This is a genomic window from Maribacter spongiicola, assembly GCF_052119685.1.
GTDB classification, from domain to species: domain Bacteria; phylum Bacteroidota; class Bacteroidia; order Flavobacteriales; family Flavobacteriaceae; genus Maribacter; species Maribacter spongiicola_A.
On record NZ_JBGQOO010000003.1, the window covers coordinates 370,546 to 383,029 of the forward strand.

Sequence of the window (12,484 nt, forward strand, 5' to 3'; positions counted from 1 at the left end):
AGGAATATGTACGGAAAAATCAAAGAACATTTACAGCAAGAAATTGAGAATATTAAAAATGACGGTCTCTTTAAAGAAGAACGGATTATTGTTTCTCCGCAAGATGCTGTTATTAAAATCAACACCGGGCAAGAGGTTATAAATTTTTGCGCGAACAACTATTTAGGGCTATCATCTCACACCGATGTTATACAAGCAGCTAAAGATACCATGGATACCCATGGGTTTGGAATGTCATCGGTACGTTTCATTTGTGGAACTCAGGACATACATAAAGAACTTGAGAAAAAAATCGCACATTTCTATGGTACTGAAGATACCATATTATATGCCGCTGCCTTTGATGCCAACGGCGGAGTGTTCGAACCTTTGTTGAATGCAGAGGATGCTATAATTTCAGATTCATTAAATCATGCCTCTATTATTGATGGTGTACGCCTATGTAAAGCAATGCGCTACCGTTATGCCAATAGCGACATGCAAGATCTAGAAGCGCAACTTATAAAAGCGAACGAAGACGGTGCACGCTTTAAGATTATTGTTACCGATGGTGTATTCTCTATGGATGGAATAGTAGCACCTTTAGATAAAATATGTGACTTAGCCGATAAGTACGATGCTTTGGTCATGATCGATGAATGCCATGCCACCGGATTTATAGGTGCTAAAGGAATAGGAACCTTAGAAGAAAAAGGGGTAATGGGCAGGATCGACATTATTACAGGTACCTTAGGTAAAGCCCTAGGTGGTGCCATGGGTGGTTATACTACCGGTAAAAAAGAAATTATCACCTTATTAAGACAACGCTCTAGACCTTATTTGTTTTCTAACTCATTAGCACCTGCCATAGTTGGTGCATCTATTAAGGTATTCGACATGCTAGAGAACGATACTTCTCTACGAGATAAATTGCAAGAAAATACTGAATATTTCAAAAAAGGCATCAAAGCGGCGGGTTTTGACATCGTTGAAGGGGATTCTGCAATTGTACCTGTAATGCTATATGACGCAAAATTATCGCAGGACATGGCAAATAAATTACTGGAAAGAGGAATTTATGTAATCGGATTTTTCTATCCTGTGGTACCTAAAGGTAAAGCGCGCATACGTGTACAACTGTCCGCAGCACATACGATTGAGCATTTAGATAGTGCCATAAAAGCGTTTACTGAGGTAGGTAAAGAACTTAAAATCGTTTAAATGCAATATTTAATCTATTAAATGCATTAAAAAAAATAGGAAATTGATTTTGTTAATAATATTTAACAAGTTACATTTGCAGCTAATAAACACTTAAACTTAAAATTTAATACATGAAACATCTTAGCAAATTATTGGCAGTTGCCCTACTTGTAGTAGGTATCAACAGCATACAAGCGCAAGACGAGAATAACCCTTGGCAAGTGCAATTTGGGGTTAATGCCATTGACGTATATCCTACTTCGGATGTAAGTTCTTTCGGTAACGAATTCTTTAATGTGAACGATCACTGGAACATTTTACCTTCTATTTCTTATGTAGGAGTATCTAAATCAATCGGAGATGGTTTCTCTGTTGGTGCTAGAGGTTCTTTAAACAAGATTAGCAAAATAGGAGATACTAGCGTTGACGATCTTTCTCATTATGCTATTGATGGTACAATTAAATATGATTTAATTAAAAAACAAACCGTTCTTGATCCTTTCGTAGAGATTGGTGGTGGTTATACTTGGGTTGATGAAATCGGTGCAGGTACAGTTAATGGTGGTCTTGGTCTAAACATTTGGTTTACTGAAAACTTAGGTCTTACATTACAATCTACTTACAAGCATGCTTTCGAAGATTACGGTGTTACTCATTTCCAACACTTAGCTGGTATTTCAGTTAAATTTGGTGGTACTGACACTGATGGTGATGGTATTTATGATAAAGATGATGCTTGTCCAGAAGTTGCTGGTCTTGAAGCATTCAACGGTTGTCCTGATTCTGACGGCGATGGTATCGAAGACAGCAAAGATGCTTGTCCTAACGAAGCTGGTTCTAAAGAAATGAACGGATGTCCTGATGCTGACGGTGACGGTGTTGCTGATAAAGATGATGCTTGTCCAAACGAAGCTGGTCTTCCTGCTTTAGCTGGTTGTCCTGATGCTGATGGTGATGGTGTTGCTGATAAAGATGACGCTTGTCCTTCTGAAGCTGGTCCTGCTGAAAACAAAGGTTGTCCTTGGGCTGATAAAGACGGTGACGGTGTACTTGATAAAGATGATCAATGTCCAGATGTTGCTGGTACCGTAGCTAACGCTGGTTGTCCTGAAGTAACTGAAGAAGTTCAAAAGCAATTGAATGATTACGCTAGAACTATCTTATTTGATACTGGTAAATCTTCTATCAAAGCTGAGTCTACTTCTGTAATGGTTGACATTATCACAATCCTTAAAGAATACCCTAACGCTAAGTTTACTGTTGAAGGTCATACTGATAGCGTAGGTAGCGAAAAATTAAACCAAAGTCTTTCTGAGTCAAGAGCTCTTTCTGTAAAAGAATTCTTAGTTGACAAAGGAATCGAAGAGTTTAGATTATCTGCAGTTGGTTATGGTGAGTCTAAGCCTATGGCTACTAACAATACTAGAGCTGGTAGAACTCAAAACAGAAGGGTAGAAATCAACTTAGTAAAATAAGTTTATAAAAACCTAAGTGTTTTAATAAATAAAAGCTCCGCATTATTGCGGAGCTTTTTTATTTTTACACAATGCAGAGCTTTATAAAAGATATAGTACAAGACGTTTTAAAGAATAATCCAGATACTGGTAAGGTAATTTTTATTCTACCCAGTAAACGTGCAGGTGTATTTCTTAAAAAAACACTTTCACAATCACTAACACAAACCGTACTTGCACCTGAAATCTATAGTATAGAAGATTTCATTGAAAAGGTTTCTAACCTTGTAACCGCAAATACTACCACACAATTATTTGAACTCTATAATGCCTATTTAAAAGTCGGCGATTATGAAAAGGAATCTTTCGATTCTTTTTTAAAATGGGGACAAATACTATTACAAGATTTTAATGAAGTAGACCGTTACTTAGTTGACGCTTCTACCCTATACCAAAACGTTGCCGCCATACAAGAAGTCAACCACTGGTCATTAAATCCTGATAATTCTGAAATGATTGAAAACTACCTTCACTTCTGGAGGTATTTAGAAGACATCTACCATCAATTCAATGGTAGGTTACTAGAACAGGGACTCGGTCATCAGGGACTCATTTACAAAACATCGGTATCGGAATTACCTAACTATCTAAATTCAACCAACAAAAAACATATATTTCTTGGCTTTAATGCCTTGAATACTGCAGAGAGTATTCTAATACAGACTATTCTTGAAAAAACAGATTCATCAATCTACTGGGACATTGACCCCTACTTTTTGCAAGACAACATTCATGACGCCGGTTACTTTATAAGAAACTACCAAGATACTTGGGCTGTTCTAAAAGGAAAACCTCTTGCGGGACTCACCAATTACTACAATACCGAAAAGCATATTGAAATTATTGGGGTGCCTAAAAACATCTCTCAAGTAAATTATGTAGGCGATTTACTGTACAAAATTCAGAACGACTCACCAGATTCGTTACGTAATGCCGCAATTGTTTTGGGTAATGAAGAATTGCTAAACCCTTTACTGAATTCAATACCCGATAATATACCTGCTACGAATATTACAATGGGTCAAAAACTAGCCTCTACAACACTAGCGAGCTTTTTTACCAACCTTATAGAGTTTCACGAACAAAAGACAGAAAAAGGATGGTTCTACAACCACTTACTTAATCTTTTGACACATTCGTATGCCGTACTATTATTTGACGCAAATCAAGTCTCTACAGAGCTTTTAATATCAAAAATTAAAACAAATAACTGGTCATACATCACTAATGCACAAATACGTGAACTATTACCAGATAATGGTACCATTACATTACTTTTCGAAGATGTAAAAAATAATCCGAATCGGTTTATTGATAATTTTTTAGCGCTGATTCAGTCGATTCGGGTTATTGAGGTTGTCAAGCAGAATTCTTTATTATTAGAACAGCTATACAAGTTTTTCACCCTATTTAATCAACTGAAAGATTTATGTACCAGTTTTACCTACATCAATAATCTTAAAAGTTTAAAACATCTGTTTTCACAGCTATTAAGCTCAGAAACTTTAGATTTTCAAGGTAACCCTATTGAAGGTATTCAGATTATGGGAATGCTAGAAAGTCGCTTGTTAGATTTTGAAACCATCATTATCACCTCTGTCAACGAAGGTGTTTTGCCATCGGGTAAGTCTAACAATTCATTTATTCCGTACGACCTAAAAATCAAAAACCGATTACCGACCTACAAAGAGAAAGATGCTGTTTATACGTATCACTTCTATCGTTTACTACAACGTGCCAAAAATGTATATATACTCTACAACACAGAACCAGATGCATTAGAAGGCGGAGAGCGAAGTCGATTGATTACACAATTATTGACCGATGACAATAGAAACGATATTAAATCTTTTATTGCCACCCCGACTATACAGCCTATTACCAAAGAAATTGAACAGATTGAAAAAACTCCTTCGCTAGTAGCCCTTATTCAAGACAAAGCGAGAAAAGGTTTTTCACCTAGTTCGCTCAGTAATTACATTAGAAACCCTATCGATTTCTACAAACAGAATTTATTAAATATCAACGAGGTTTTACAAGTAGAAGAGACTTTAGCACCCAATACTTTTGGTACCATTGTACACGATAGTTTAGAAGAATTGTATACTCCGTTAATCAACAAAGAACTAACGCCCGATTTACTAAACGGAATCCGAAAGCACATACCTAATATCGTTGCTAAGAATTTTGAAAAAACTTTCAAAGACGGAAACATCAGTTCTGGCAAAAACTACATTTCTTTTCATGTTATTCTTAAATACATACAAACGTTTATCGATGTCGAGGTTAAAGAACTTGCCGACCATAGTATTACCATTCTTGCTTTAGAGCAAGCGCTGTCGGTACCTTTAGAGGTTGCCGGATTAAATTTCCCCATCATCTTACAAGGAAAGTTAGACCGTGTAGATGAATATGACGGAATTACCCGTATCATAGATTATAAAACCGGAAAGGTAGAACGCCGTAACGTAGAAATTGTGGATTGGGATATACTAACCGAAGAATATCAATATAGTAAAGCGTTTCAATTGCTTTGCTACGGATTAATGTATTCTAAAACCCATCCCGCAGAAAACTTATCTATTCAAGCAGGTATAATTTCACTAAAGAATTTTGCAGAGGGCACGTTGTTATTTGCACAAAAAGAATCTGCCCGATCAACCAGTAAAAATAACATCATTACTAATGAGGTCATTTCTGATTTCGAGCAGATACTAGGTCAGCTAATTACAGAAATCTGTAATGCTGACATTCCGTTTACAGAAAAAGAAGTGTAAGCTTACTTCTTGTCTGGTCTTGTTGGCCTTACCTCTATTTTACTAGGTAAGGTTCTTTCGTTCATCTTCAATAGATCCAACACCAATTCACCAATGTCCTCAGGTTGAATTTTCCATGCATCTTTATCCCCTGGCTCATTATGGTTAAAATGTGTTGCCACAGAACCCGGCATAATCGTAGAAACCTTTATACCGTACTGTCTAAGATCTAGCATTGCAGCTTGTGTAAAACCAACTACACCAAATTTAGAAGCATTGTACCCTGCACCTTGTGCAAAGAAGTTTGTACCTGCCAAACTAGCCAACGTAATGTAATAACCTTCTGTTTTCTTTAAACTTTCTACAGTTGCCTTTAGCGTATGAAACACTCCACTTAGGTTAATATCTATCATCTGGTGCCACTCTTCTTCTGTCATCTGATCAACTGGTGCAAAATTACCAACACCGGCATTTGCCAAAACAACATCTAACTGACCCCATTTGTCCATAATTTTAGAAACGGCATTTTTCTCATCTGCTATTTTAGCAACATCAGAAACAATTCCTAAAACTGCATCAGTATTAAAATCCTCAAGTGCCTTGTCTACACTTTCCTGAGATCGACCACTAATTGCAACTCTCATACCCTGTCCTAGCAGTGTTTGTGCTACAGCAAAACCAATACCTTTCGTGCCTCCTGTAATGTAGGCTACTTTATTTTTCAAATCTTTCATCGTTCAATTTTATAATTATCACAAGTTACCAATTCTTTGATTTTTTTGTTAACCCAAAAGGTTACGATTTTGTGGTTTTCATTCATTATATTTAACAACAACTTAACACTCAACAATGAACAGAATTATCGTATGGTCCATTACCGTGGCCCTCGCAGGATTTTTATTCGGATTTGATACCGTAGTTATCAGCGGGGCAAACGAACCTATAAAACAATTGTGGAACACTTCTCCGCTTTTTCATGGAACTTTTATCATGAGTATGGCGCTGTGGGGTACTGTATTCGGTTCTCTGTTTGGTGGTATACCCACCAAAAACCTGGGTCGTAAAAAGACCTTACTTTGGGTCGGTATTCTATTTTTGGTTTCTGCCATAGGCTCTGCATTGGCACAAGACCCCTATTCGTTCTCGGCATTTCGTTTTATTGGTGGTGTAGGCGTAGGTATTTCAACCGTTGCCGCCCCTATTTATATTTCTGAGATTACCTCGAAAGAAAATCGTGGTAAAATGGTAGGGCTGTACCAATTCTGGTTGGTATTCGGTATTTTAATCGCCTTTGTCTCTAACTGGCTGTTAAAAGGTTTTGACGGAATAAATGATTGGCGTTGGATGTTGGGCGTAGAGGCCATACCGGCATTTATATACACTGCAATGGTATTCACAGTACCAGAAAGTCCAAGATGGTTGGCACTGCATAAAAGGGATGATGCCGCTGCTTTGAAAATACTAGAGATTATACACCCAGGAGAAAAGGCTGCACAGCAATTGGCAGAAATAAAAACTGACCTTAAACATTCTACCAAAAGTGAACGTCTTTTTCAAAAAAAATATTCGAAGGTGCTTTATCTAGCCTTTTTTATTGCTTTTTTCAATCAATTATCGGGTATTAACTTTGTGCTGTATTATGCCCCTGAAATATTAGAACAAGCGGGCTTGGGCGGTAAAGAATCGCTATTTAATTCTATTGCCATCGGTGCCGTAAATCTAATATTTACTTTTATCGGTATACGATTGTTAGATAAATTAGGAAGACGACAATTGATCATCATTGGATCTATTGGCTATATTATTAGCTTGATAATGGTGGGACTCTGTTTTCAGATGGATTTAGGCTCTACCCTAACCCTTACCTTCATTTGTACTTTTGTTGCCTCTCATGCTATTGGGCAAGGAGCTGTAATTTGGGTGTTTATCTCAGAGATATTCCCTAACAGCGTGCGTGCATACGGGCAATCTTGGGGTGTTAGTATACACTGGGTATTTGCAGCGATCATTACATTGATTACTCCGTTTTTCTTAGACAGCGCACAAGGTATATTAAAGGATCAAGTGTGGTATATCTACTATTTCTTCTGCGCCATGATGGTATTGCAGCTTATTTGGGCAATTACCAAAATGCCGGAAACCAAAGGAGTTTCTTTAGAGGAATTGAGTAAGGAATTGGTGAAGGAGTAGCATACCGCTACTCTTAATTACGGAATAGCATCGTAATTACGATTCTATAGCAGGTTTAAAAACTTGTTTTCTTAAAAGAATCGCAACAGTTACAAACAAGACAAATTGTATCACTTTACCAGCTAAATAGCCAAACCCATATTCGGTAAGTCTACTAAAGTCAGATATGAGAATGCTTGCTATATTAATCAACATAAAAAAGGCGAAAACTGCAGCAATGTAAAAGATAATTTTTTTCATGATATGAAAATAATAAAAGGGAGGATGTTACTTAAAACAACCTCCCTTTTGTAATTGAATTATTTAGTAACTGTTGTAGTTGTTGGCGTATAAATACCAAAAGTAATTGCAGAAACTAAACCATTAACAAATGATTGTCTAGTAGTAACTGTGTAATTTTCTGCACCACCAGCCATAGCCTTAGAATCAGAAACACCTACTGGAGCCAAACCGTAAATTACATAATGATTCCATTCTGTAGTTTCACTGTTACCTTGAGCACCACTACCTACAACACTTGTGTAAGAATAACATGATGTTAATAAAATTGATGAAGCAAAAGCGATTGCCATCATTTTCATTGAATTTTTCATTCTTTTAAAATTTAAAATTAAACATTAATATAATTACTCATTTTGAGCCTTGACAATGAAGTATTTACATAGTATTTCATAAATTTTATTGGGGGAACAAAACTATTCGCAACTACTTATATAAAGGGGAAAGTTAAGAATTACCAGTGAATACTTTCTTACAAAAAAAGGTAAGTTTTAAACGGATAAAATATCGCTAAATTAAGTGTTTGATGCTTAATGGGTTGCTAAATAATTTAGATTGGGTATAGTTAGGAAGGCAAAAAGACACCCATAATGAGAATTATCAGAAACTATCTATTTAAATTAAATTGTCACTTACTCAATGCCTTTAAAATTCTTTCTTCATTAATAACAATATCTCTAAATAATACATGAGGAAATTCAGTGTAATTGGAGCCTTTAAAAGATTCTAAAATTTTAGCCAGCGTAGTTGCTGTTAGAAGTGATAAATTCATTTCAGTATCCATTTCACAATCTGTAACAAAGTCATCACTGAATTCTGGAGCAACTAATAGAATCTTAACAATACGCAGATTATTTTTTAAAGCTAAATTTTGATAAGATTTTAATTGCCTTGAGACAGCGCTGAATTTATTATACCCTTTTTCTTTACTAGTCTTGCATTCAACAATAATAATCTCCTCGTTCCCAAGATTCAAAAGGATATCAATCATATCATTTTGAGTATTTATTTTTCGTTTTAAAGTATCATCTATATTAAAACCAAGCCCTTTGAAAATTACCTTCGTCAACTCTTCAAATTTCAAACCTAGCTCACTTTCTTTGACAGTAATGCCATTCTCTTTTAACAAGTTTAAATCTCTAAAAGCTACATTAGAATAATTTTCTAAATACAGATTCTCAACATCTTTATAATGTTCCAGAATATTTAAAATATCATCACCTCTTTGCTTAATTCCATTGTCTTTTATGAACTTTGTCAAATCAGATTTTAATACTAAGTCCAATATATCTCTAGGCTTAATGTTGTAGTCTAATAAGTAATCGCCCTTTAAAACAAATTCGTCTTGTAACTCAAATTGAGCTCTGATTTCTTTATTTAATTTAGGTAAAGATTGATTTAATTCAACTAGTAGTTTGTCAAAACCATCTAAAGATATTCCGACTTTTTCGTCACGTTCTACATTTTCAAAATGTTGAATTAAACTCCCAATTTTATCTTCTAAAATATTTCCTTTTAGATTTCCAATATTTAAGCCTTTCTCGCAAAGTTCATTTAAAGTTTTCTTCTTTTCGGTCAAGGTACTTCCTGGCTTGTAGATATCTTCTAATAGCAAACTAGTAAATGAAACACCCTCCTTAATTATCTCTTCAATTTTTTGGGCAGACGATAATTTTCTGTCAATATTATGGTCTCTTGCTATTTGGTTTATTATCGGGTCTCTAAGTAATTTTAATGTTCTTCTATAAAACTTTGTAGCAATCTCTTTCTTTCTTATAGTTCTTAATAATCGAACCATTTCATCTGCTACATAAATCGTGTTTTCTTTATTAGAATAAAATATCACACCTATATTTTTAAGACTTTTTATTACTTCTTGTATGTCTAATTTTTTAACAGGAATAATTGAATAATTCATCAACTTAACCTCCTCTTGCGATAGTCCTAATTGCTTTGCTAATGTTAGAATTATAGAGAGCTCATCAGAAGTTATTTTAGCATCTCTATTATGCTCAATGTCATTCTGATATGCTGTATGCAAACAGGATTTATAAATTTTGTAGTCTCTCTTCCTAAGAGGACTTAACTCTGATTTATCATCTTCAAAATCGGAATTAAGACCTTTAATCTTATTTTTTAGGTTTTTAATTTCGGTTTCGTATAGTCTTGAGAACCAATCTTGTTTCATTATACAATTACCATCTCTAATAATTATATCAATTAAAATATCTAGTTGAGATGTGATTTCTTGAAATTCACATTCGATATAGCCTTTGAACTCTGAAGATGTTAAGTTGAAAATTGTGGAAATATTTTGATTATCAACTGATTTTAAACCTTTATCAGAACTACTTAAAATCTTTTCAATCTCTTTACCGTTTTTTGGATTTTTTGAAATGATATTATCAATAATCTTTATAAATGAATTCTTTTCAATAGAGCCTAATCTATCAAGTATACTTTCTAGTTTCATATGACTAATTACTTTGTTTTGATTACTCCACAATGGAAATATAATCAATTCATTATTGCTTCTAAAACGGCAGGGGGAAGTAGTGTTTTAGAACCGAACAACAAGGTAGTATTTTTCTTCAATGTAGAATTACGGTAACCCGTAATCTATTTAAAATAGCCGTACTACCTAATCGCTAAATGTTATAAATTTTGATAGAAGCAACGTGGATAAGTAGCGCTAGAATTTGTTTGTTTTTGAGCTCAGTTCTTTGTTTTGCATAGTTTTTTATTCAGTTGGGCTTTCCGTTATGAATTTTAAAAAGCTTTTTCCAAACTCTGTAGTTCTCGGCACCATTAATCCAGAACCGGTCATTGATACGTGCAAGCCACTTGTTTTGTGAAGTCCAGCTCTGTGAAGGTCGTCCCATATTAAATCATAAAACTCCCTTCTTCCTTTCAATTCTGGATATGCCAAACTCAGAATACTTGAAAGACCCGATGACATATAATTTGGAATTTCTTTTTCGTTTTTCTCAAACCATTCTTTAGGGTCGTTAAATAATTTCAAAATTTTGATATGCCAGACGGTGAAATCTGAAACAAATTTCAAAAATATTTGTATTTCTGAGGAGTCAGGGTTTAGACCAACAGCAGTATTGAGTATGGCATTTCTGAAATATTCAATTTTCTCTTTTTCACTCGTTTTTATAGCTTCTTGAGTTGTTTGCAATACAACATCAATAAATTTTTCATTTTCTGGTAAACTCTCTAAAGCAAGTAACTTTTTATCTTCTAAATCTTTTAGTCTTACCCCAATTTGATTCATCCAATCTGTTCTTCTTTTCTCTATTGGCGGTGTAACTAAAAGTTGTAATAATTCTGAGGCGGCAGCTCCAACAACTGGAATTGAACCAAAGCCAGCTTTTGCAAGCGCATAACCAATTTCTTTCTTTTTTTCGTTATCCATATCTTTTTATGGTTAGTGGCTAATGTATTCCCAAGGAATTTCTTTTTTAAATTTAGTAATGGATTCCTCCATTAACTCGAGAGAAACATTTTCTTTAAAAGTTCTAATAGTTCTCGTTTTTTTGGAGTCACTACGGAATATCTCAGTAATCAATTCATTGTTCCGATAAACTTCAATCCCAATTCCGTCACGTTGAACATCACTTGCAACAATTATTCGGTCTTTTTCTAATTCCATTTGGATGTGATTTGATATTGCGCACAACGTCTAGTATAAAAAATCGGGCGACAGGCACAGCCCATAAAGTTAGACACTATAATAAATTAGCCTGTTTTTTATACATCTTAAGTTTGATTCTCAGTAAATTGTTGATATAACTAGAAAGAACAAAAGAGAGAATTAAGGTTACTATATACGGTGAAGCTTCAGACTTCGACAACATTGATAATCCTCTCTCTTTTACTACTTAAATCACGTTCAGTTCTGTGAGACTTTAGATCTCGTTTTCAAGTTGTTGTGAGCAGAAGTAGCTGGTTCTTTCATAAAACATTTCTTATGAATAAATATAAAGAAACTTTTGGAGTTGACATCAGTAAAGATGTCTTTGATGTACATGGTAGTAAAACAGGCCACGACCAGTATAAGAACAATGAAACGGGGTTCAAGAAATACCTTAAGGAATTACCCAAAGGTTCATTGGTCGTTATGGAAGCTACCGGTTACTATCATTATAGACTTGCCCAGTTTCTTTACAAAAATGGAGTAATAGTTTCAGTAGTAAACCCATTATCTGTCAAACGTTTTATTCAAATGAAACTTGCCAAGGTAAAAACGGACAAGAGCGATGCCAAGGCTATATGTGAGTATGCCCTTATCAACGAGGTTCCTATTTACAATGCCTTGACGGATACCCAGAGCGAATGTTTACAGTTGTTCCGGTTATTGGATACCTATCTAAAACAACGTACCGCAACCAAGAACAAAATACATGGGGAAGCTGTTCTGGGCATACCCTCAAAGTTTGTTTATCGTTCCTTGATACGTAACAAGAAACAGCTAAATAAAGAGGTTGCTGCTATCGAATCAAAGATTCTATCATTGGTGAAAGAGGACCAACAGGAGCAATTGACCTTGTTGACATC

The 12,484-nt window shown here is 35.0% G+C and carries 11 protein-coding genes; 5 read left to right on the plus strand and 6 right to left on the minus strand.

The features are described from left to right. Positions 1–6 precede the first annotated feature (6 nt). The 3 genes from kbl (at position 7) to ACEN2N_RS08045 (ending at position 5,473) form a co-directional block, all read left to right on the plus strand. The gene (gene kbl / locus ACEN2N_RS08035; protein WP_441823839.1) at positions 7–1,200 is read left to right on the plus strand and encodes a glycine C-acetyltransferase; all 1,194 of its coding nucleotides are present in this window, start codon (positions 7–9) and stop codon (positions 1,198–1,200) included. Between the two features lie 113 nt (positions 1,201–1,313). Beyond that, positions 1,314–2,657 (plus strand): OmpA family protein, encoded by a 1,344-nt coding sequence (locus ACEN2N_RS08040; protein ID WP_424003476.1) that lies wholly within the window; start codon positions 1,314–1,316, stop codon positions 2,655–2,657. 71 nt (positions 2,658–2,728) lie between these two features. After that, positions 2,729–5,473: a PD-(D/E)XK nuclease family protein gene (locus ACEN2N_RS08045; protein WP_441823840.1), complete on the plus strand. Its 2,745-nt coding sequence runs from the start codon at positions 2,729–2,731 to the stop codon at positions 5,471–5,473. 2 nt (positions 5,474–5,475) lie between these two features. Here ACEN2N_RS08045 and ACEN2N_RS08050 read toward each other — a convergent pair whose 3' ends face one another. Next, entirely contained in the window at positions 5,476–6,186 is a 711-nt protein-coding gene (locus ACEN2N_RS08050; protein ID WP_441823841.1) for an SDR family oxidoreductase, read from the minus strand. A gap of 115 nt (positions 6,187–6,301) precedes the next feature. Between ACEN2N_RS08050 and ACEN2N_RS08055 the strand changes: the two genes are divergently transcribed. Next, positions 6,302–7,642, plus strand: coding sequence for a sugar porter family MFS transporter (locus ACEN2N_RS08055; protein ID WP_441823842.1), 1,341 nt, complete (start codon positions 6,302–6,304; stop codon positions 7,640–7,642). 36 nt (positions 7,643–7,678) lie between these two features. On the opposite strand, the gene ACEN2N_RS08060 is transcribed toward ACEN2N_RS08055, so the two are convergent. The 5 genes from ACEN2N_RS08060 to ACEN2N_RS08080 all read right to left on the minus strand — a co-directional run bounded on the left by ACEN2N_RS08060 (position 7,679) and on the right by ACEN2N_RS08080 (position 11,579). Continuing rightward, entirely contained in the window at positions 7,679–7,882 is a 204-nt protein-coding gene (locus tag ACEN2N_RS08060; protein ID WP_441823843.1) for a hypothetical protein, read from the minus strand. A gap of 59 nt (positions 7,883–7,941) precedes the next feature. Continuing rightward, complete coding sequence (locus ACEN2N_RS08065; protein WP_282048613.1) at positions 7,942–8,235, minus strand: Bor family protein; 294 nt, start codon at positions 8,233–8,235, stop codon at positions 7,942–7,944. 314 nt (positions 8,236–8,549) lie between these two features. Continuing rightward, the gene (locus ACEN2N_RS08070; RefSeq protein WP_441823844.1) at positions 8,550–10,394 is read right to left on the minus strand and encodes a hypothetical protein; all 1,845 of its coding nucleotides are present in this window, start codon (positions 10,392–10,394) and stop codon (positions 8,550–8,552) included. Positions 10,395–10,661: 267 nt separating this feature from the next. Next, the gene (locus tag ACEN2N_RS08075) at positions 10,662–11,342 is read right to left on the minus strand and encodes a hypothetical protein (RefSeq protein WP_441823845.1); all 681 of its coding nucleotides are present in this window, start codon (positions 11,340–11,342) and stop codon (positions 10,662–10,664) included. Positions 11,343–11,354: 12 nt separating this feature from the next. Next, complete coding sequence (locus ACEN2N_RS08080) at positions 11,355–11,579, minus strand: hypothetical protein (RefSeq protein ID WP_441823846.1); 225 nt, start codon at positions 11,577–11,579, stop codon at positions 11,355–11,357. Positions 11,580–11,897: 318 nt separating this feature from the next. On the opposite strand from ACEN2N_RS08080, the gene ACEN2N_RS08085 reads away from it, so the two are divergent. Then, positions 11,898–12,484, plus strand: a 587-nt coding sequence (locus ACEN2N_RS08085) for an IS110 family transposase (protein WP_441823847.1), incomplete at its 3' end; no start/stop codon positions are given.